Annotated in this window: 16 protein-coding genes; 5 read left to right on the forward strand and 11 right to left on the reverse strand. The window is 60.9% G+C overall.

The window, feature by feature from the left end; genetic code table 11:
• Positions 1 to 42 precede the first annotated feature (42 nt).
• From ROSERS_RS16640 to ROSERS_RS16675, 8 genes are all read right to left on the reverse strand, one after another.
• On the reverse strand, positions 43 to 381 hold the full coding sequence (locus ROSERS_RS16640; protein WP_011957936.1) for a cyclic-di-AMP receptor: 339 nt from the start codon (positions 379 to 381) through the stop codon (positions 43 to 45).
• A 17-nt stretch (positions 382 to 398) separates the two neighbouring features.
• Entirely contained in the window at positions 399 to 1079 is a 681-nt protein-coding gene (gene tmk / locus ROSERS_RS16645) for a dTMP kinase (RefSeq protein WP_011957937.1), read from the reverse strand.
• A gap of 26 nt (positions 1080 to 1105) precedes the next feature.
• On the reverse strand, positions 1106 to 2722 hold the full coding sequence (locus ROSERS_RS16650) for a R3H domain-containing nucleic acid-binding protein (protein ID WP_011957938.1): 1617 nt from the start codon (positions 2720 to 2722) through the stop codon (positions 1106 to 1108).
• The gene (locus ROSERS_RS16655; protein ID WP_011957939.1) at positions 2643 to 3713 is read right to left on the reverse strand and encodes a hypothetical protein; all 1071 of its coding nucleotides are present in this window, start codon (positions 3711 to 3713) and stop codon (positions 2643 to 2645) included. Before ROSERS_RS16655 ends, ROSERS_RS16650 begins: the two co-directional genes overlap by 80 nt.
• A 29-nt stretch (positions 3714 to 3742) precedes the next feature.
• Positions 3743 to 4312, reverse strand: a complete 570-nt coding sequence (gene pdxT / locus ROSERS_RS16660; protein ID WP_011957940.1) for a pyridoxal 5'-phosphate synthase glutaminase subunit PdxT — start codon at positions 4310 to 4312, stop codon at positions 3743 to 3745.
• A 22-nt stretch (positions 4313 to 4334) separates the two neighbouring features.
• Positions 4335 to 5216 (reverse strand): pyridoxal 5'-phosphate synthase lyase subunit PdxS, encoded by an 882-nt coding sequence (gene pdxS, locus ROSERS_RS16665; RefSeq protein ID WP_011957941.1) that lies wholly within the window; start codon positions 5214 to 5216, stop codon positions 4335 to 4337.
• A gap of 173 nt (positions 5217 to 5389) precedes the next feature.
• Positions 5390 to 5995, reverse strand: a complete 606-nt coding sequence (locus ROSERS_RS16670) for a superoxide dismutase (RefSeq protein WP_011957942.1) — start codon at positions 5993 to 5995, stop codon at positions 5390 to 5392.
• 49 nt (positions 5996 to 6044) lie between these two features.
• Positions 6045 to 6680 carry a helix-turn-helix transcriptional regulator gene (locus ROSERS_RS16675; protein ID WP_011957943.1) on the reverse strand — a complete coding sequence of 212 codons (636 nt, stop codon included), beginning with the start codon at positions 6678 to 6680 and terminating at the stop codon, positions 6045 to 6047.
• 190 nt (positions 6681 to 6870) lie between these two features.
• Between ROSERS_RS16675 and ROSERS_RS16680 the strand changes: the two genes are divergently transcribed.
• Genes ROSERS_RS16680 through ROSERS_RS16695 form a run of 4 tightly spaced genes read left to right on the forward strand, consistent with a single transcriptional unit; the run spans position 6871 to position 9884 of the window.
• Positions 6871 to 7647, forward strand: coding sequence for an SDR family NAD(P)-dependent oxidoreductase (locus tag ROSERS_RS16680; RefSeq protein ID WP_011957944.1), 777 nt, complete (start codon positions 6871 to 6873; stop codon positions 7645 to 7647).
• A gap of 12 nt (positions 7648 to 7659) precedes the next feature.
• A complete protein-coding gene (locus tag ROSERS_RS16685) occupies positions 7660 to 8826 on the forward strand; it encodes a pyridoxal phosphate-dependent aminotransferase (protein ID WP_011957945.1) in 1167 nt (388 codons plus the stop codon).
• Positions 8827 to 8843: 17 nt separating this feature from the next.
• The gene (locus ROSERS_RS16690) at positions 8844 to 9194 is read left to right on the forward strand and encodes a hypothetical protein (protein WP_011957946.1); all 351 of its coding nucleotides are present in this window, start codon (positions 8844 to 8846) and stop codon (positions 9192 to 9194) included.
• A gap of 6 nt (positions 9195 to 9200) precedes the next feature.
• Positions 9201 to 9884, forward strand: coding sequence for a glycosyltransferase family 2 protein (locus tag ROSERS_RS16695; protein WP_011957947.1), 684 nt, complete (start codon positions 9201 to 9203; stop codon positions 9882 to 9884).
• Here ROSERS_RS16695 and aroQ read toward each other — a convergent pair.
• The 3 genes from aroQ to ROSERS_RS16710 are packed head-to-tail and all read right to left on the reverse strand — an operon-like array spanning position 9881 to position 20122.
• Positions 9881 to 10315 carry a type II 3-dehydroquinate dehydratase gene (gene aroQ, locus ROSERS_RS16700; protein WP_011957948.1) on the reverse strand — a complete coding sequence of 145 codons (435 nt, stop codon included), beginning with the start codon at positions 10313 to 10315 and terminating at the stop codon, positions 9881 to 9883. The genes ROSERS_RS16695 and aroQ overlap by 4 nt on opposite strands.
• A complete protein-coding gene (locus ROSERS_RS16705; RefSeq protein WP_157041121.1) occupies positions 10312 to 15789 on the reverse strand; it encodes an NEW3 domain-containing protein in 5478 nt (1825 codons plus the stop codon). The genes aroQ and ROSERS_RS16705 overlap by 4 nt, the downstream gene beginning before the upstream one ends.
• A 13-nt stretch (positions 15790 to 15802) precedes the next feature.
• Positions 15803 to 20122, reverse strand: coding sequence for a right-handed parallel beta-helix repeat-containing protein (locus ROSERS_RS16710; RefSeq protein ID WP_011957950.1), 4320 nt, complete (start codon positions 20120 to 20122; stop codon positions 15803 to 15805).
• 256 nt (positions 20123 to 20378) lie between these two features.
• Here ROSERS_RS16710 and dnaK point away from each other — a divergent pair, with 256 nt between their 5' ends.
• Positions 20379 to 22253: a molecular chaperone DnaK gene (gene dnaK, locus ROSERS_RS16715; RefSeq protein ID WP_011957951.1), complete on the forward strand. Its 1875-nt coding sequence runs from the start codon at positions 20379 to 20381 to the stop codon at positions 22251 to 22253.
• The last annotated feature ends 210 nt before the right edge of the window (positions 22254 to 22463 follow it).

Consider the following 22463-nt stretch of genomic DNA (forward strand, 5'->3'; position numbering starts at 1 on the left):
CCTGCCGCAGGTTTATCGACCTGCGGGAACGGTCATCAACACCTATGACGGCGTGAGGCGACGCACATCGGCGGCACGCACAACAAACACCGTCGCGCCGCCCACCTGCACCTCAACCGGCGTTGGCGGGTAGAATTCGCCCGACTCGGCAACTGGCGGCAGCGGCGACACGTAGCGCGTCCGCGTATAACAGTGCTCGCGCACAATTTTCAGAATAGGATCGACCTGATAATCCTCAGCGGCGATCAGCAGTGTCACATTTCCCTCGCGCAAGAAGCCGCCCTCGCTGCTGATGCGCGTCACCCGATGACCGGCAGCAGTGAGCGCCTCGATCAGATCCCCCGCGTCCTGCCGCTGAACGACGGCAATGATCAGTTTCATGGGTGCACCTTATCCATCTACAGCACGGTTTCTAACCGCGTGATCGATGCCAGATACGGCTCGACAATTGCGCCGATCTGTTCCGCCAGCGCCTCGATCGACTGCCGTGCATCGAGCACGCGCCAGCGTTCTGGATCTGCGGCGATCAGCTCGCGATAGCCGGCTTCGACCCGTTGATGATACTCCAGTTCCCGCGCATCGAGACGATTCCACTCATCATTATTGGCGCCACGCTGACCGGTTGAACGCGCACCTTTGCGACGCTTGCGTTCCAGTCCCTCTGCGGCGCTGATGTCGAGATAGAACGTTATATCGGGGCGCAAGCCGCCCGTAGCAGCCGCTGTAATCACGCGCAATTCCGCCAGATCGCGCCCCAGACCGTACCCCTGATAGGCAAAGGTCGAATCGGCGTACCGGTCGCACAGCACAATGCCGCCCTGCTCCAGATACGGACGAATAACCTCACTGACCAGTTGCGCCCGCGCCGCCGAGAAGAGCAACATCTCGGCCGTCGGCGCCATTTCGGTATGCTGAAGATCGAGCACAATCCGCCGGATCAGGTCGCCGATCCGCGTGCCGCCCGGTTCCCGTGTGAGAATGACCGGGAAGCGCCGCGCGTGCAACGATTCGTACAACAGACGCGCCTGCGTGCTTTTCCCGCTTCCCTCAGGACCCTCGAATGTCACAAACAGGCTCATCGATCATCGCCGATCATGGTGCAGCCCTAACGAAAGATTTTGACCCGTCGGTTCGGTTCGCGTCCGCGACTCTCCGATTGCAAGTTGTAGCGCTCCGCCATCTGATGCTGCAACCGGCGCACATAACTGCTCTGCGGTTGCAGTTCAACCGACGAACGTTCGCCGTTCAGAACCTGCGTAATCGCTGTTTCGACCTCCAGCAGCGCCTCGGTCATGGTAGCATCATCATCACGATCCGCCCGGCGTTGCAATCCATTGTCGCTCAGACTGATATTGAACACATCGGCGAGTTGACGCTCCATCTGCGCCAGGGTATTGTTCCGCAACACATAAACCGGCACGCCACGCTCTTCCGCCTGACGCACACGCTGCGATCCCTGACGATAATAATTCTTCAGGGTCATCACCATCGTCGCCTCACCCATGTCGCGCACGATGGTCGCCGGAACGTGCAGGCTGGCAATCGCCCGCTCCAGACGATCACGGCTGACACCGAACGGGTAGATACGTTGCGGTGTCATTCCGACGCTGGAAGCGGCAGGCGCCGACGATACACGCGGGCTTCGCTCCCCACGTTCACGCCCGCCGCCACGACGAATGCCCGGGATCGACGGAACAGCATGCTCACCGGTAAAAGCCGGAAAGACTTCGATCTCACCGTCAGCAGTGCGTCGGCGCACCTCCGCCTGCGGCGGCTCGGAGCGCAGCAGACTATCCACCGCGCTGGCAACGTCGGGATAGACTGTCACCTGATCCCAGTTCTGAATTTCGACCAGAATGTCGAAAGTTGGCGGCGCCTTTCGTTCAAGCACCGTCTTCTGTGTTCCCCGCCGGCGCGCCTCTTCATCGCCAAGCGTCACCGCCTGAATGCCGCCGATCAGATCGGACAATGTCGGGTTCGACAACAGGTTCTCGAGCGTCTGCCCGTGCGCCGTGCCGATCAACTGAACGCCGCGTTCGGCGATGGTACGCGCAGCCAGCGCCTCGAGTTCCGTCCCGATCTCATCGATCACGATCACTTCCGGCATATGATTTTCGACGGCTTCGATCATCACCGCGTGCTGTTCCGACGGTCGCGGCACCTGCATGCGGCGCGCCCGCCCGATGCCGGGGTGGGGAATATCGCCGTCACCGGCAATTTCGTTCGACGTATCTACAATCACAACGCGCTTCCGCAGATCTTCCGCCAGCACCCGCGCCGTTTCGCGCAGCATCGTCGTCTTGCCGACGCCGGGACGTCCCAGCAGCAGCACGCTCTTCCCCGACTCGATCAGATCGCGCAGGATCGTGATCGTACCGAAGACGGCGCGCCCGACACGACAGGTCAACCCGATCACGCGACCGGTACGATTGCGGATCGCCGAGATCCGGTGCAGCGTGCGCGGGATGCCCGCACGGTTATCTTCGCCGAAGGCGCCGATTCGACCAATGACATAGTCGATATCTTCCTGCGTGACTTCGCGATCACTGAGAAAACGTTCGTGATTCCGATAGCGCGCTTCGGGGAGTCGACCAAGATCCATGATCACTTCCAGCAGGTCCTCCCGGTCATCGGGACCCGTTTCAATCGCCTGACGAATAGGCGCCGGAAGCGTTGCCAGAAGTAATTCGATATTGCTGGTAATATCCTGTTGCACTGCCATAGAATCGTCGATCCTCACATTGAGAGGAGATAGTTGGTATCGGCGGGTGGGTCTCCGGGCTTTCAAGCGCGGGGGTCAGCAGGGAACGTCGCGCTGCAACGGTCGTCTGTTTGCAGAGCAACGTGTGATCGGCAACGGGATGAAAGCCGAGATCGCCCGCCGGAAGAAACAGTTCCTGCTGATAATCGCGCAGCACCAGGTACACCGGCAACGCATCGTGGATCTGCGCCAGACCGAACCGCAGCACATCAGTCATCTGCTCACGCGCTTCGGGTCTGATCAGCAGTGAGAAGACATGACCCACCGGACCGGTGGTGCGATGGAGATACGCCGCCATACGGTCGCCGGCGCCCAGCACCCAGGCATTGCGATAGGGGCGACGCCAGACGCGATCAAGCGGCAGCATCCACGATCGCGCATCGCGCGCCTCGAAGAGTTGCACCTGTCGGGGGGTCACAGCGCCGTAGAGTTTATGGATCGCCCACACGTCATGGTTCGACTGCGGGCGCATGGGCGCCAGCGTCGTCCCCTGATCCCAATCCGGTCCGTCGAGGCGCAACACCGACTGCTGCGCATACCCGATGAACCCTGCCTGGCGAAAGATCTCGCGCAGCTCATTATGACGTTGTGGCAGCGCTGCATAGATGCGCTGAATACGCGCCGCACCGACTTCTGTACACAATGACTCGAGCAGGCGAAACCACACATCTGGATCGGTCGGATGACCATTTCCACCGCCATACGCTGCCATCAGCGCAACGTCATGCTCAGGACGGCCACGCCGCCCTATCGACTGCACCACAGCACTGAGTGCGCCTTCACGATAGACGTAGGTTGCGCAATCCTGCGCACTCCCTTCCAGCCAGCAGCGCAGAGCGAACCAGAAAGGACGGTGAGGCGACGCCAGCATCGCCTCGTTGTACAGCGTGACCTGGCTGCGCGGTTTTCGTCTTAACGTCCAGATGTCGCTCAGCGTAACCGGTCGGATCATGCGTGTTCTCCGGCGTCGGACGACGCCGTTCACATAGCGAGAAAATACCGATGCATGCGCTCATCCGGCGTCAATTCCGGATGAAAACAGGTTGCCAGCATGGTCCCCTGCCGGGCAGCGACAACACGCCCATCATCGAGGTGCGCCAGCGGTGTCACATCGCGTCCCAGGTCTTCGAGCACCGGCGCCCGAATAAAGACCATGCGCAGCGGTTCATCTCCCAACCCCAGAACCGGCAGATCAACCTCGAAACTCTCAAGTTGACTGCCAAATGCATTTCGCCGGGCAGTGACGTCCATCAGACGCAGCGACGGTTGATCGGCGCGCCCATCGGCAATCCGCTGCGCCAGCAGTATCGCGCCGGCGCATGTGCCCCATACCGGCATTCCATCGCGGATACGGGCGCGCAGCGGATCGATCAGACCGTACATCGCCAGCAACTTTCCAATCGTCGTACTTTCGCCGCCGGGAATGATCAGGCGTTCGACATGCTGAAGATGTTTTGGCAACCGTACCTGGAGGGTTGGCGCGCCGATGCGCCGCAGCATCTCTTCGTGCTCACGAAAATCCCCTTGAAGCGCCAGAATTCCTACCGTCATAGACGATTTCTGCTGGAATGCGTTACCAGCCTCGCTCCGCCATCAACTGATCATGTGGAATTTTGCTGATCTCGATGCCGACCATCGCTTCACCCAGCCCACGGCTGACTTCTGCAATGATCTCCGGTTCGTTATAGTGGGTTGTCGCCGCGACAATCGCGCGCGCCCGCCGCGCCGGATCGCCCGATTTGAAGATCCCCGACCCGACGAACACGCCATCCACACCCAACTGCATCAGGAGCGCCGCGTCCGCAGGCGTGGCAATCCCGCCAGCCGCAAAGTTGACGACCGGCAGGCGCCCTGTTTCCGCCACCTGGCGCACCAGTTCGTAGGGCGCCTGAATGTTTTTGGCGTAGGTAAAGAGTTCATCTTCGTCCATCGATTGCAGGCGGCGAATTTCGCTGTAGACCGCGCGCGCGTGGCGCACTGCCTCGACAACGTTGCCGGTGCCGGCTTCGCCTTTGGTGCGCAGCATCGCCGCACCCTCCGCCACCCGGCGCAGCGCTTCGCCCAGGTTGCGGCACCCGCACACGAACGGAACGCGGAACTTATGCTTGTTGATGTGATGCTCTTCGTCCGCTGGCGTCAGAACTTCACTCTCGTCAATATAATCGATCCCCAGCGCCTCCAGGATCTGCGCCTCGACAAAATGACCGATGCGCGCCTTTGCCATCACCGGGATGGTGACCGCCTCCTTGATCGCCAGGATCAGTTCCGGGTCGCTCATGCGCGCCACGCCCCCCTGCGCGCGAATGTCGGCAGGAACGCGCTCGAGCGCCATCACCGCAACAGCGCCAGCCTCCTCTGCAATCCGCGCCTGCTCTGGCGTGACGACATCCATGATGACGCCGCCTTTCAGCATCTGCGCCAGGCCGACCTTTGTCGTCCAGGTCGACTTATCCATGGGTCCGACTCCTCATACAACGACCAACGTATGGTATCTGGTCTTTACTGCAACGATTATCGTCTATTATTGTACCATAGATTGTCCATGGTCGCGGATTGGGGAAGCAAAGAGGTCAGAGGCATCTGCGTCGCCTCTGACCTCTTCGTTCGCGGACGACTGTATGCCCGGATTTACTGTTCAAAACGTGCGGCAACCGCTTCCCAATTGACCGTGTTCCACCAGGCGTCGATATAGTCGGGGCGGCGGTTCTGGTACTTCAGGTAATACGCATGCTCCCATACGTCAACACCCAGGATCGGGATGTGCCCCTGCATGAGCGGGCTATCCTGGTTCGGCGTGCTGTAAATGTGGAGTTTGCCATCCTTATCCTTCACCAGCCATGCCCAGCCACTGCCAAAACGCTTGATGCCTGCATCCTTGATCTTCGCCTTGAATTCGGCAAAACTGCCAAACGTGTCGTTGATGGCGCGCGCCAGTGCGCCGGTCGGCTCACCGCCGCCGTTCGGACCCATGATGTTCCAGAAGAGCGTGTGATTATGATGCCCGCCACCGTTGTTGATAACCGCCTGACGAATGCTTTCCGGCACATCATTGATATTGCTCAGGATTTCCTCGATCGTCGCGTTTTGCAGCGATGGATGCCCTTCAAGCGCCGCGTTGAGATTGGTGACATACGCCTGATGGTGCTTGCCGTGATGGATCTGCATCGTCATCGTGTCGATGTGCGGTTCCAGCGCCGAAAAATCATACGGCAGCGGCGGTAGTGTGAAAGCCATGGATAATCCCTCCTTCTCTCGACAATCAGGTATGGGCGTTGCGAATCAATCATTGATCGGCGATGCGGAAGCGACAGCAGCGGCCATCGGCGGCAATTGTCTGCTGCCGCTCGACCGGAACGCGGAGCAGGTCTTCATACAGCGCGCGCTCGTGGACGCATGCCTGTGGATAATCACGCGCTACACAATCGATGGGGCAATTATGTTCGACCAGTTCAATCGCGCCGTCCGGCAGGCGACGCCACTCGCACATGTACCCGTGTTCGTTCAGAATGGACGCCAGTTCAGCGACCCGTTCCGGCAAGGAGCGCCCCTCCAGGCGCGGCGCGTATTCGGCGTGCAAACGCTTTCGCCGCGCCTCAAACAGGCGGTTGATCGCCTCCTCGCCTCCCTGCGCCTTGACAAACTCCAGCGCGTCGATCAGCAGATGGTCGTATGCTTTGGGGAAGAGCGCCTCAGCAGCGGCAGTAAGCGCGTATAGATGACTGGGCCGCCCGACCGAACGCCGCACGCCACTGGTTTGCACCAGCCCGTCGCGCTCCAGCAACGCCAGATGCTGACGCACACCAACCGAACCGATACCAAGCTCGTCGCTCAACTCGCCAGCTGTCATCGGACCCTTCCGCCGCAGGAGCAGCAGTATCTGCTGGCGCGTTTCTCCCTGTTCGCGGTGTGCCGTCAGCATAGCGACGCTCCACAACACCAGTATGAGTACCCATCGTCAGTATAGCACCCGCGTTCTGGCTTTGTCAAGCAAATGCTTTCGTAAATCGGGCAGAATAATGCGCAAATGAGGAAACGCTTGACAGAAGAGGTATCAGGGCGTAGACTCTCGCCGCTATGCAGACTCAGATGCACGTCGAGGCATGCCGCCCATGGAATCGCTGACAGGTCGGGTTATTGTCATCACCGGGGCATCGAGCGGTTTTGGCGAGTTGATTGCGCAACGATGCGTCGCCGCTGGCGCGCGTGTCGCTCTGGCAGCGCGCACGGCGGCAAAACTCGATCAACTCGCCGCCAGCCTCGGTGGTCCTGCCCACGCCATCGCCGTCGCCACCGATGTCGGCAACCCTGATGACGTTGCGCGTCTGGCGCAAACCGCGCTCGACCATTTCGGTCATGTCGATGTGCTGGTCAACAACGCCGGATTCGGTGTGTTCGACCGTCTGGCGGAAGCTCGCCTGGACGACATTCGTGCTATGATGGAGGTGAATGTCTTTGGTGCGCTGGCATGCACCCAGGCGTTCCTGCCGCATATGCTCGCCAGGCGCAGCGGGCAGATTGTGATGATGGCATCAATGGCCGGACTGGTTGCTGCGCCCAATATGGGCGGTTATACCGCGAGCAAGCACGCGCTCGTCGGTCTCAGTCGCACCCTGATGCTCGAACTCGAAGGGAGCGGTGTGCACTGTGCGCTGATCTGTCCTGGCGTCGCCGAGACTGGTTTCCAGCACCGTGCTGGCGCCGACAAGTATCCGCGCATCGCCCGCCTTTCGGCATGCACCGCCGAACAGGTCGCCGATGCAACGGTGCGGGCAATTGCGCGCCGCACCCACGGTGAAATCGTTGTGCCCTGGTATGGGCGGTTGCTGGCTCTGATAAGTTATCCGCTGCCCGGCGCCACCCGCGCTGTGATGCGGTTGATTGGCTGATAAAGGTGGTGTATGGCTCGCCAACGTATCGCCCGGCGCATGGATCGCGTTCCGGCTTCTGGTATTCGTCGCTTTTTCGACATCGCTGCGCAGATGCCCGATGTCATTTCGCTCGGCGTCGGTGAACCCGACTTCGTGACCCCTGAGCCGATCCGGGCTGCCGGTATTCGTTCGCTCGAAGAGGGACGCACAGCGTATACCTCGAACTCTGGCTTGCTGGAGTTGCGCGTCGCGCTCTCCGACCACCTGGAGGCGCTCTACGGGGTACGCTACGATCCGGAGAGCGAAGTGCTGATGACCGTCGGCGTCAGTGAGGCGCTCCAGATCGCTGCGATTGCGACCCTGAACCCCGGCGATGAGGTGATCATTCCTGAACCCTGTTTTGTCGCTTATCCGGCTGCCGTGATCTTCGCCGATGCTGAACCGGTCTTTGTGCCCACCACGGTCGAGGATTCGTTTCAGGTCGATCCTGAACGGATCGCTGCCGCGATCACGCCGCGCACGCGCGCCATCCTGATCGGGTACCCCAACAATCCGACCGGCGCTGTGATGCCACGTGACCGCCTGGCGGCAATCGCCGAGCTTGCCGAACAACACGATCTGCTGGTGATCTCCGACGAGATCTATGATCGCCTGGTTTACGGCGTGCGCCATACCTGCTTTGCCGCACTGCCGGGCGCACGCGACCGCACCATCCTGCTGGGAGGGTTCTCCAAAGCGTATGCCATGACCGGCTGGCGCCTGGGCTGGATGGCGGCGCCCGCAGATATTGTCGCCGCTGCACGAAAGGTTCATCAGTACGCTATCATGTCTGCGCCGACGGTGGCGCAGTATGCCGCCCTCGAAGCGTTGCGCAACGGTGAGCCGTATGTCGCTGCGATGGTTGCCGAGTACGACCGTCGTCGGCGCGCAATCGTCGCTGGCTTGAACGCCATCGGTCTGCCAGCCTTTGAGCCGCAGGGAGCATTCTACGTGTTCCCGCACGTGGCGCATCTCGGTATGAGCAGTGAGATGTTCGCCGAACGCCTGCTGCGCGAGCAGCAGGTCGCCGTCATCCCCGGTGAAACGTTCGGACCGAACGGCGCAGGATTTGTGCGCATCTGTTACGCTGCATCGATGGACAAGATTGAGACAGCGCTCGACCGTATCGGGCGTTTTGTGCGTACGCATGGATCATAACCGTCGGAGGACGCGCAATGTCTGCCGAACAGCCGCCAACCGAGCCATCAAACAATGCGCAGGTGGTCGTCGAAGAACAACTCTACTGTTCGCTCACCGGTCGCCCGATCAGCCGCGATGAGGCATACTGGGCGCCGCCGTTCATCACCGCGCGCGAACTGGTGACGACTATCCTGACGACGGCGTTTCGCGCGCCGCACCAGCTTGGCTACATCCTGTTCGCCGAACAACCGAACGTTCCCTATGCTAAAGATGTGCGTGAACAACTCGCGCAACGCCGCAGCGCCGAACAACTCAAACTGCTGATCGGCATGCTGGTGGTGCTGGGGCTGCTCCTCTTGCCGGTCATTCTGCTGATATTTCGCTGAGGAACGATGCTGCTCTCGGTCATTATTCCGTGCTACAACGAGTCGGCGACGCTGCGCGCCATTCTGGAGAAGGTGCGCGCCGTCGATATCGATAAGGAAATCATTGCCGTTGACGATCATTCCAGCGACGACACCTATCGCATCCTGTGCGAAGAAGCCGCCCGCGATCCATCGATGACGGTCATTCGCCATCCACGCAATCGGGGCAAGGGCGCTGCCGTTCGCAGCGGGCTGGCGCGCGCCCGCGGCGAGATCGTCATCGTCCAGGACGCCGATCTGGAGTATGACCCGAACGACTACTACGAACTGGTGGCGCCTATCGCTCAGGGGCGCGTCAATGTGGTCTTCGGTTCACGCTTCCTCGGTCGGCACACCGGTATGTACTTCTGGAATGCGCTCGGCAACAAAGGGTTGACCTTCCTGACCAACTTTCTGTTCAACTGCTGGATCTCGGACATGGAGACCTGTTACAAAGCCATGCGCACCGAGATCATGCGCGATTTGAAACTGGAGAGCAACGATTTCCGCATCGAGCCGGAGATCACCGCCAAGGTGCTGAAGCGCGGGCACCGCATCTATGAAGTGCCGGTCTCCTATCTGGGACGCACCTACGAGGAAGGCAAAAAAATGAAGCCCAGTCAGGGCTTCTACGCGATTCTGGCGCTGCTGCGTTACCGGCTGTGGGATTAGGCGCGTTTTTCTTCCAGCAACCACTCCAGCGCCAGCAGGTATCCGCGCCACCCCAACCCCGCGATCTGTCCCGTCGCTACTGGTGCAACCACCGAGGTATGCCGGAACGGTTCGCGCCGGTAAACATTCGACAGATGCACCTCGATGATCGGCGCCTTGAGCATCGCCAGGGCGTCACGCAGCGCCAACCCGTAGTGCGTCAGCGCGCCGGGGTTGATGATAATCCCGTCGGCGTCCCACCCTTCCGCCTGCAAGAAATCGATCAGCGCCCCTTCGTGATTCGATTGGATAGTCAAGAGTGTCGCGCCTGCCGCAGTTGCCCGCTCACGCAGCGCTGCATCGATCTCGTCGAGCGTGACGCTGCCATACACCTCCGGCTCACGTCGCCCCAGCATATTCAGGTTTGGTCCGTGGATCACCAGGATTTTCATCGCTGCACCAGCGGCAGATAGACATCATACGTCGCCTGCGGCAACGCCGCCGGAATGACGAACAGATTCTCGACCTCGAACACTTTCGTCGGATCGCTCTGCGATTGCGCCCGCACCCGAATGCGGTTGACCGAACCCGGCGGCGCGTTCGTCGGCACATTGACATCGAGCGTTATAAACGGCGCCTGCTGATTCGGTCCCAGTGTGCGCTGCGTCGGTTGCAGAACGATGTTCCAGTTCAATGTCTGGGTATATGTCAACACGAATGTGTCGGTCGCATTGCCGGTGTTGAGCAGTTGATGGGTCAACCGCACCTGGTCGCCCGCCTGAACAACGCGCGTGTACGCCGGGGAGATCACCGCGTTCACTACCTGGCGAATGGTGGTGTACTCGCGCGCACTGGCGGCGATGTTGGGATCCGACACCGACTGGACGCTCAGGCGCATGGCGTCGATCGTGTTGGAGAGCACGCCGGTCGGAATGCGGATGCTGACGCTCACCTCGCGCTCCTCGCCGGGTTGCAGGAACGTCGCCGGCGGCAGGCTCACCTCGTACCCCAGCGGCGCCAGCGCGCTGAACACAAAAGTATCGGCAACCGGGCGCACATTGCGCAGCGTGTGGGTGTAGACCACCGTTGCGCCGGGCAACCCGAAGCCCCACTGCTCGACCGGCGTCAACAGGTCGCCGATTGCGATCAACTGCGCCGTGGTGGTCAGCGTTGCCGATGCCAGCACCGGACCCGCACCGTCGCCACGCAACGCTTCGACCGTCACGCTCTGCGTCCCGACCACATCCGCCGGGACGCTCACCTGCACCGTCAATGGCGTCGGCGTTGTTGCGTCCGGCGTCAGGATCGCCGTGAGCGTCGGCGTGACGCTTGCCGTCCAACCGCCGGTCAGACTTGCCGGATTCAGGCGCAGGGTATAACTGATGGTCGTATTGCCGGTGTTGAACAGATTGAGGGTATAGATTGCAGTCGCCGGTGCGCCGCTGGTGAAGACGGTCTGCTGCGCCAGACCAACCACGTCGATGCGCGCATTGTCGGCTTCGTTCACGGTCACCGTATCGACGACGCTCTGCGGCGGCGCACCCTGCGCTGACGTCGCCGTGAGGGTAACGACCCCGGTCGTTCCGGCCGGCGCCGCCGGCGGGATGCGCACTTCAAGCGTCACAAGCCGCGTTGATCCCGGCGGCACGGTGGCAACCGTTCCCGGCGGCGAGGCGCTGAACCCGCCGCCGCTCACCTGCACGCTGAAGGTGTAGGTGTCGGTCACATTGCCGGTGTTCGTCACCCGGTGGGTGAAGCCGATCACTGTGTCGGGCGCGCCGCTACCGCTCTCATTTGCGGTGAAGAGGAACTGCGGCACTGCCGTTACATTCGCCACATCGGTCACTGCGTCCGAGGTGCCGGTTGTGCTTGCCTGCACCTGGAACGGGTACAGTCCTGTCGGAACCTGGGGCAACTGCGACGGCGTGGTGACAACCAGATCGAACTGACACGTCGCACCGGGCGCGAGTCCCGTCAGACAGTTCGCCGGAACCAGGTTCGTCGGACCGGCAATGCTCCACCCGCCCGGCAAACCACCCGCGCTGACGCTGAAGCCGCCGGCGACATTCCCGACATTCGTCAGCACGTGGGTGAAGGTCACGCTTCCCGGCGGCGTCACATTCTGCGTCTGCCCGGGTGAGAGACGCACCCCCGGCGCCGCCTGCACATTCACCGTGTCGGTCTGCGTCTGCGACGCTACCCCGCCCCCGACGCGCTCACCGGTCACCTGGATCGTTTGCACTCCGACAGCCTGCCCATCGCGCACCCGCGCCTGCACCACCACCTGCTGCGATGCGTTGCGCGCCAGCAGGAACGGAGCAGACGGCGTAACGACCAGGTTTTCCAGCCCGCTGCTCAACGTTGCCGTCACCACAAACGTATCCGACCCGTTGCCGGTGTTGGTCAGCGTATGGGTGAAGACCGCCGTCGCGCCCGGCGGCAGGTTGAGGGTTGGAACGGTTGCCGGACTCAGCGTAAATCCAGGGACCAGCCCGACGCGCGTCACACTGGCGGCGCTCGCCGACGCGCCGCCGCTTGCCAGCACCGTCAACGTCGCCGTCACCAGCGTGCCAGCATCCGGAATCGGCGCATTCGGCACGGTCACCGTCATGGTTACCACCCGCGACTCGCCTGCATTCAGGTTGAACGGCGCCGGATCGGTCAACGCGCCGCTCCAGGGGCTGCCCTGCGACAGAGTAAGCGATGGCGTAAAGGTTCCGGCGCTCTGACCGATGTTTGTCACCGTATGCGTAAATGTCACGGTTTCGCCGGGCAGCGCCTCCCTCAGTTGAGAAGCGGGCGTGATCTGCGGCGCAGCGCCCGCCGAAGCGGTATCGGTCGCCGTCGCCTGAACATCAGGATTGCCGCTTGATCGCGCCGTCACCGTCACCGTGTAGAGCGACGAACCGGGACCGACGGGAATGTTCAACTGAATCTGTCGCGTGCATGACGAAAACGCCGCCAGGTTCACGCAGTTGCCGCCAACCACGCTCACGGTCGCGCCATCGTTCGGCGAAACACTGGCTGTGACGGTTATCGTGTCCATGCCGTTGCCGGTATTGGTGATCATATGCGTAAACGTGATCACCTGCGGTCGCGCGAACGTGGCAGTTTGACTGGTTGGCGCAATCGCCACGCCGTACACCTGCGCGACGGACGTGGTCGTATTGACGGTGCGCTGTGTTGCGCCGACCTGCGCCGTCACGCTGAAGGTGTAGTTCCCCGCCAGCGCATTGGCGGGAACCGCAAAGGAAATGGTGAACGTTTCCGACGCCCCGGCGTTCAGATTGAGCGTCGAGGGCGTCGGCGTCGATGCCCAGCCGGTCGTGTCGTTGCGCGAGATGTTGACCGTGATCGGCGACGCGCCGGTATTCGTCACCGTGTAGGTGTAGATAACATTCGTGCCCGGATTGACCGGACCGGTTCCCGGCGGACTGCGCCCCGTCTGCGCCAGCGTGAAGTCGGTCTGGCAACTGAACGGCGCTTCGAACATGGTGAGGTTGAATTCAGAGGTATTCCCGCCCTGATCGGTGACCGTCGCCGAGAAGAAGCGGTCGCAGTCTGGCACCGGCACATTGACCGTCGCACCAGCGGAGGCGCCATCGAGGAACGCCAGGTAGCGCGGACCCTCAGCATCATCGCGGGTAGGGCTGGTAAACACTTCAATGCGACACCCGCTGGCGCCACAGTTCGCGCCAGATGGAACCTGCACCTGAAGGGTGGGAGGACTGCCGCCGGTAATGCCGCTGATCGTCGGCGGCTGCGGCGGACTGCCCGCGCGGTTGATCCCCTTGCCGCTGTTGTCGCGCGTTTCTGTACCGGAAATGCGCACCTGACTGACGGTTGAGTCGACGAACACACCGTGACCACCCGATGTGCCGCCATTGTTGTGCGCCAGGTTGCGCAACAGCGTGTTGCCGTTCGCATTCACGCCGACCAGGATGCCGTGCAGGGTATTGTACGACAGCACATTGCGCGTATTGTTCACCCCCACGCCGCCAGCCCCGCCAATGGTATTGCCGCTCGTCTGGAATAGCCAGACGCCACGCTGGTTGCCCGCGCTGGCAAGACCGATGGTGTTGGCGCTGATCTCGTTGCCTGTTGTAAACGTTGACTCGATCTGGATTCCTGTTCCCAACCCGCCGATGGTATTGCCGATGATCCGGTTGTTATCCGCCCGCAGCGAAGAACTGTTGCCAATGATGTAGACCCCGATTGAACTCGGTGACGGACTGGCGCGCAACGATTGACCGGTCGCAGCCACGCCGATAAAGTTGCCGATCACCTCATTATTCGAGGTGTTCGGTGTTCCATCGGAGCGGATCTGCACCGCGACCGGCGTCGATCCCAGACCATACGCGATGATATTGGCATCGCCGGGGTTCGTGCCGCCGATCCGATTGCCCGGCGATGTGCTTGATGTCGTTCCACGGCTGATCCAGATACTCGCCTGCCCGTTGGCGAAAGCATCGTCGGAAATCGGCGGCGTGGCAGTGTTGATCCCAATCCGATTCCCGACAACCACTGCCCCATCGCTTGCCAGAAGAATGCCATTCCCCCAGTTATTTGCGATCACATTGTTGCGAATGGTTGTCTGGCGCGCATTGTTTTCGACGAATATGCCGTGCCCCAGATTGCCCAGCGAGTCGGTTCCGCTGCGCCCAAACGATGCACCATTCGCGTTCAGACCAATATGGTTGCCCTGAATGGTTGTATTCAACACCGAGCGACCGCGGAGGTGAATACCATGACCTCCTGGCGGTGTCGTTCCATTGCCGGAGATAATGTTTCGCTCCGCCAGCGTTACCCCGCCGATCCGGGTATTGTGCGCACCTGCAATGTAGATGCCGACCCTGTTGGGCACGCGGGTGGTTGAGATTCCCCCTTTCGTCGTGCCGATGACGTTGCCAGTGATGACCGTATCGAGCGGGCTATCCGTACCATCGACACTAAGACCGTACATGTAGATGCCGTAGGAACCGGACGTCGCATCATGCCCTGAAATAACGTTCGCATCGATGATCGTATCATCCAGGTACTGGTAGAGCAGCACGCCATACCGCTGATTGCCCGTATCGCCAGCAATCTTCGCAGTGCCTGCCAGGTTCGTGCCGATCAGGTTGCCACGGATGACATTGCCGCGTCCGTTATCGTAAGTAGAGGCAGTCAGATACACGTTCGCAGACGTACCAGACGTTCCTCGACCATTGCCGGCAATCAGGTTGCCGAATGCATTATCGCCCGCCGTATCGATGTCGGGACCCGCTCCCGCCGTTGGGTTGCCGATAATATTGTTGCCCGCGTTGCGTATCTGCACGCCAGCGAGATGATTTCTCGCCGCCGAAGTGCCGTCCGGCGTCGTGCCCAGGTAGCACCCGTGAACACGATTATTCGTCGAGTCGCGGATAAAAATACCACTGCCGGTTGTGTCGCTAAAATCGAACGGATTGGCCACAAAGTTCTGGATCGTCAGGCGACGGATGGTGTTTCCCGATGAGATGATCGTCAGACCATTCGCGCCGCCGGTGATCAACGATCCGTCCAGCACAACACGCGGGTGCGCCCAACTCGCATTGCCAACCGGTTGCGTCCTGCCGTCGATGGTGACGTTCCCGACGGTGATCGCAGGAAGCGCGCTCGCCAGTCGAATAACCCAGTAGCCGGATGAATTGTAGCCGGACGACGCGGTTGGGATGTTGAATGCAATCGTATGCGGTCCAGGCGTCAGCGCATTGACCTCCTGGATCGCCGCGCGCAGCGTACACTGACCGCCAGCGGTCTGACAGACGCCGTTACCGGGACTGGCATCGGGGTCATCGCCGGTGCTGTTGACAGTGAACGTCGCAGCCAGAACCGGCGGCGCCGGTGTGACCACAAAGAACGCCAGCAGCGCAAGAACGGAGAGAAGACGATATGCACGCGCCAATGGGCACCTCATTCTACCGAATGACGAGCGGCAAATAGACCCTGCGGATGCTGCTCACCACCCGCACCCGATCCTGCGCAAACGCCCCGCCGATCACATTGCCGTTCAGGTCGCGCAGGTCGATGAAGACATTCTCGACATTGCCGTTGGCAAGTTGCGGATTGACCGTCACCTCGACCCGGATGATTGCGGTTGCGCCCTGAGCCAGTGTGAAGCGCCCCTCGCTGTTGATCGTCACCCCGCTTGTCAGTGACGTGAAGCGCACCACGCTGCCCAGTGCAGGCGTGCCGTTGATCTGGAAGGTGTCGGCGCCGTTGCCAAGGTTCGTAATCTCGTGGAGGAACACCACCGTTTCGCCTGGCTTGCCTTCTTTCTCATCGCTTGCCGGGGTTATCTGCGCGCGCGACACCTGACCGACGATCGTCCGTGCTTTCGCCGTTCTGGCCTGCGATGGGTCGATCGGCAGCGTCGGCGTGATCGCCACCGTCACATCGGCATAGGTTCCCGAAACCGGATTGGCGCTTTCCGGCGGCACGGTAACCGTCAACTGGAACGAGCGCGTCTCGCCCGGCGGGATCGTCAGGCTCGTCGTCGAAAGCGACCGCTGCCAGTTGACGCTAAAGACCAGGTCATCGAAGGTCGCAGTGATGCTGGTTGTGGCTGAGATATTGCCGGTGTTGCGCACCTGGAACACATACGGAACCGCCACGCCCGGATTGCCACGCCCTTCGACGAGCGCCGGCGTCAACTCAAGGTAGATGCGGGCATTGACAGTAGTTGTATTCACCAGCGACGCAGTCGCCGTGTAGGTATTGTCGCCGCTGACCGTTGTCCCATCCACGCGCACCGTCATCAGATCGACGCCCGGCGCCGCCTGCGGACCGCCGCCGGTCGGCACACGCACCGAAACGGTGATCGCGCGCGACGCGCCCGGCGCCAGCGAGAATGATCCAGGCGGTTGGATGGCAATCGGCGGCGACAACCCTTCCCAGCCGCGCGAGGTCGTGACGGCGATGCGCACATCACTCAGTTCGATATTGCCATCATTCACTACCGTGTGGGTGTAGGTGATCACCTGCCCCGGATCCGCCGTTATCGCCTGGGGCGCACTGATGCTCAACGACGGGCGCGGCTCAAAGATGGCGAAGCGCGACGTGTTGCTGACCGGGTCGGTCGCCGTGAGCGTCAGTTGACGCGGGATGCTGCCGACCGTGACGGTGAACGCGCCGGTGGCATCAACCACCGTTTCGCCGGCAAACTCCTGACCCTGCCCATCGAGCATCGTCTGGTCAGGGCGGAATATCTGAATCAGACAGCGCACACCGCCGATCGACGGGCACCCGCCGGGAGCGCCCGTGGTATCCACCTGCCCTGTCAGCACACCGGCTGCGTTCATCCGCAACGACGACTGGAGCGGCGGATCGATGTCGTTGTTCGGATTACCGGCGACGCCGCCGGTGGGGGTTTCGGGATTGAGCACGATCCCGCGTCCGAGCAGCGTTTCGTCTACCGGGAACGGACCGTCGGGCGGGATGCCGTTGCCGCTGATGCTGTTATTCAGGATTTGCGTCTGCTGCGGATAGGGCGGCGTAAACGGACCGCCAACCGGCGCGCCGACCAGCACGCCAAGTGCGTTGTTGACGATGAAATTCCCCAGCACCCGCGTTTGCGTCGCCGCACCCTGCACATGCACCCCTGCGCCGAGATTTGCAGTGATCGAGTTCCCCTCGACCCGTGTGCGCTGCGCGTTGTTGACGGCAACCCCGACGCCGGAACCGAAGCCGCCCCAACCGGTTGCGCCGCTCTGGTAGATGCTGTTGCCGCGAACGACCACATCGATGGTCGCCGCATCGCGCACCTCGATGCCGAGGGTGTTCGAGATGACTTCATTCCCTTCGATGATCACGCTATCGCTGCCACCGGACACCTGGAATCCGGGACCGTTGTTGTAGCGCACCAGATTGCCGCTGATCGTCATACGATTCGCACCGGGGAGCAGGAACCCGCCGCCATTGCGCGTTCCATCGACAATATTGCCGGTGACGGTCACCACCTCTGTACCGCCGCTAATCTGAACGCCGAAGGCTGGCGAACTGAAGGCGTTGCGGTCGAGGGTATTGCCGGACACGATCACATCGCGCACCGGCGCCATTCCCGGCGTCAGGGTCAGCGCCATGCCGGACGCGCCGTTGCCGACGATCTCATTGCCCGAAATGGTCATGACGTCGGTTGTGCCATTGATCAGGAACCCGTTGAGCGTATTGCTGATCGCCTGTGTCGCCACAATCTGCGTATTCGTCAGAACGCCGGTGAACCACAGACCATTCTGTCCATTCTGCTGCACCGTCAGATTGGTCAGCGTTGTGGTGATGCCGCCCGCGTAGCGGATGCCATTTTCGCGGTTGGCGTTGAACTGACTGTTTTCGACCAGCACCGACAGCGCACCTGCAACATTGAGACCATCATCGTTCAACTGCGCGGTCACCGAACGGAGCGTCACGTCCGCGACATTCGTCAGGCGCACCCCATCGTCGCCGTTGTTGCTCACGACCACATTCTCCAGCGCGACCAGTTCACCGGTATCAATCCGCACGCCATTCCAGCCGTTATTGGCGATCAGCGTCGCTGTATTGACGCCAGTGACGCGCAGGTTGACAGCGGACGCGGCATAGACGCCATCGTAGCCGTTGGAGATGATCGGGTTATCGCTCAGCGTCGTCGTCAGCACATTGGTGCCGGTAATCGCCACGCCATAGTTGAAGTTGAACGCGATCCGATTCGGCGCCTCCGGCGTCCCGATTACCGTATCGGACACATGATCGCCGATCACGATGCCGGAGCGGTTGCCGTAACCGGGCAGAATGAGCGAACCGATAACGCGGGTGCCGATATAGTTGCCGATGATGGTGTTGTTGGAGGTGGTCCGCAGTGGATTGAGACCGCGAATAATAATGCCGTCGCCGGTATTCCCGGAGATCACATTGCGCTCATTGAGCGTTGTTCCACCGACCGTCACATTTCGCGCGCCACGCTCGATCACCACACCGCCGCCGGTATTGTTCGGCGCGCTGACCGGATTTCCCAGGTCGTTCAAGCCGATATAGTTGTTAACAATTGTGGTATTGGTCGTCCTATGGCCACGCAAGACAATGCCCGGACCGGTGTTGCCGGCAATGAAGTTGCGTAACCTGTTAGTGCTCAAATCGGGTGATGGGAGACCGATCTGTGTGTTCGTGGCAGGAAATTCTTCAGAATGCACCTCAATGCCGCCAGCGGCATTCGGAATGCTGACGATCAACTGAGACGCAGCATTCGACCCAAGACCGATATAATTCCCGGCAATCTGAGTATTTGTGCCGCCGTTAATCACAATCCCGAAATTGTTGTTCCCGGCGATCACATTGCCATACGCCGGATCCGGTTGATCGGGGGTTGCACCGATCACCGTGCCATCCGCGTAGCGAACAATAATACCGGCGCCGAGATTGCGCAATGCAAACGTTTCGGCGCTGAGCAGGCGCCCGACCCCGATAAAGTTGCCCTGGATCTTCGTGCGCGCACCCTGCACCACGATCCCGTCCAGATCGTTGCCGCTGATGAAGTTCGCTTTGGAAAGATCGGTGCGCAACCCGCCGATCACCGTATCGGTCGCACTCTGCTCGACCCAGATGCCAGCAAAGCCGTTGCCGCTCAGGGTCAGCGTCGGCGATACCGGATCGATGCCGACATAGTTGCCTTCGATACGATGATTGCTGCCGCTGACCACATCGATACCAACCCCCTGACCGAAACTCGGTGTCGAACTGCTGGACTTGAAGTTCACAACCGCAATTTCGCGCACGACATTGTTGTTGCCGGTCAACCGGATGCCGCTGCGATTGATCAGTTCTGATCCATCGATAATGATTTCAGGACCGATCAGATTTGCCTGGGCGGGCCAGTTGATCTCCTGGGATTTTCCGTCAATGGTGATATTTCCTGCAAGCGCTGGCAGCGGCTCATTATCGTTTCTAATCCGAATACGGATCGCACGGTACAGACCGTTCGTTTCAAAAGCAGGAACCTGCGGCGGAATGTTGAACTTGATGACACCCCCGCCAGCGGCATTCGCCGCATTGATCGCCTGACGCAACGAACAGGTGGGAGAGGGATTGGCAGGGTCGCCGCTTGTTGAAACCGGACATGTCGAGCCGTCTGCATCCTCCGCCGTCGTCACCACAAACACCCCTGATGCCAGCGCGACCGGCGTTGACGCGGCAGGACCGACAGGCAACAGCGCTCCGACGATGATCACAAGCGTGAGCAGCGTGAGGGCGGAAGAGAAACGTGACATGGATCGCTCCTGATGAGGCAACAGACCGCCATAGACTGATGCTGGCGTGTCAATGATACTATATCACGTCGGGCAAGAGGAAGTTGATAGGATGTTAGTACCAACATCTGCGGCAAATCTAACACACTTCTAACACTGCACATATAGCGGATTAGCAAGAAACGGGTAAACTAACAGCAGTGACAGGCGCAGCGGGCGTTCCCGCAGTGCATGCTCCTTCAGTTCACAATTTTGCAGGGAAGAAGGTGAGACGACTATGCCAAAGATTGTCGGCATTGACCTGGGAACAACCAACTCGGTCGTCGCGGTGATGGAAGGCGGCGACCCGGTCGTTATTCCGAACGCGGAAGGCAACCGCACCACGCCGTCGGTTGTTGCGTTCACGAAGAACGGTGAGCGCCTGGTCGGGCAGACGGCGAAGCGCCAGGCGACGATCAACCCGGACAATACGTTTTATTCGATCAAGCGCTTCATCGGGCGCAATTTTGATGAGACGACCGTTGAGCGCGAGATGGTGCCCTTCAAGGTGGTGAAGGGTCCACGCAACGATGTGCGCGTCTTCTCGCCGGTGACTGGCAAAGAATATGCGCCGCAGGAGATTTCGGCGATGGTGTTGCAGAAACTCAAAACCGACGCCGAAGCGTACCTTGGCGAGCCGGTGACCAAAGCGGTGATTACCGTTCCGGCATACTTCAACGACAGTCAGCGTCAGGCGACCAAGGACGCCGGCAAGATCGCCGGGCTTGAGGTGCTGCGCATCATCAATGAGCCGACTGCGGCTGCGCTGGCGTATGGTCTCGATAAGAAGAAGGACGAGACGATTCTGGTGTTCGACCTGGGCGGCGGGACGTTCGACGTGTCGGTGCTCGAAGTCGGCGATGGCGTGGTCGAGGTGAAAGCCACCAACGGCGATACGCACCTCGGCGGCGATGACTATGACCAGCGGATCGTCAACTGGCTGATCGACGAGTTCCGCAAGGATCAGGGCATCGATCTGAGCAAGGACCGCCAGGCGTTGCAGCGCCTGAAAGAAGCAGCGGAGAAGGCGAAGATCGAACTCTCCAGCATGTCGGAGACCGAGATCAACCTGCCGTTCATCACCGCCGACGCCAGCGGTCCGAAGCATTTGCAAATGCGCCTCAGCCGTGCGAAGTTCGAGCAGTTGACCGCCGACCTGACTGAACGCCTGAAGGGTCCGTTCTTCCAGGCGTTGAAGGACGCTGGTCTGAAGCCAGGCGATCTTGACGAGGTCGTGCTGGTTGGCGGCTCGACGCGCATGCCGGTGGTCATCGACCTGGTGCGCAAACTGACGGGCAAAGAGCCGAACCGCAGCGTTAACCCAGACGAGGTCGTGGCGATTGGCGCGGCGATCCAGGCAGGCGTGCTCGGCGGCGATGTGAAGGATGTGGTGTTGCTCGACGTCACGCCGCTCTCACTCGGTGTCGAGACGCTTGGCGGTGTGATGACCAAACTGATCGAGCGCAACACGACCATTCCGACCCGCAAGAGCGAAATCTTCTCGACGGCTGCCGACGGGCAGACGGCGGTGGACATCCACGTGTTGCAGGGCGAGCGCGAACTGGCAGCCGACAATATGACGCTGGGTCGCTTCCGGCTCGAAGGTATTCCGCCGGCGCCGCGCGGCGTGCCGCAGATCGAAGTGACGTTCGATATCGACGCCAACGGCATCCTGAACGTGTCCGCCCGCGATAAGGCAACCGGGAAGGAGCAGCGGATCACGATCACCGCCAGCACCAACCTGTCGAAGGAAGAGATCGAGCGGATGATCCGCGACGCCGAACTGCATGCAGCCGAGGACAAGCGGCGACGCGAACTGATCGAACTGAAGAACCAGTCGGACAGCCTGGCGTACCAGAGCGAGAAGTCGCTGAACGAACTCGGCGACAAGGTTGATCCGGCGCTCAAGAGCCGCGTCGAGGGTCTGATCAAAGACCTGCGCGAGGCGATCAGCCAGGAGAACGAGAGCCGTATGCGCTCGATTTCGTCGGAGTTGCAACAGGCGATGTACCAGGTGTCGCAGAGCGCCTACACCAGCGCAGGCGGCGACGGCGCCGGCGCGAAGAAGGGCAAAGACGAAGGCGTCGTCGAGGGAGAGTACACCGTCGAGTAGTAGGGACGCAGCGGTGCTGCGTCCCCGCAGCGCTGCTGGAAATAGAACACGGATCGGCACGGGTTTGAAATAGAACACGGATCGGCACGGATCTTTTGATTGACATCCGCGGTCATCCGTCTCACCCGTGCTGATCCGTGGTTAATTTTATAGCGGTTCTCACAGGGGTTGAACCAGGTGGACGAGGTTGAACACTCCCGGAATCGCGAC

Origin of the sequence: Roseiflexus sp. RS-1 (genome assembly GCF_000016665.1) — a bacterium.
Taxonomy (GTDB): domain Bacteria; phylum Chloroflexota; class Chloroflexia; order Chloroflexales; family Roseiflexaceae; genus Roseiflexus.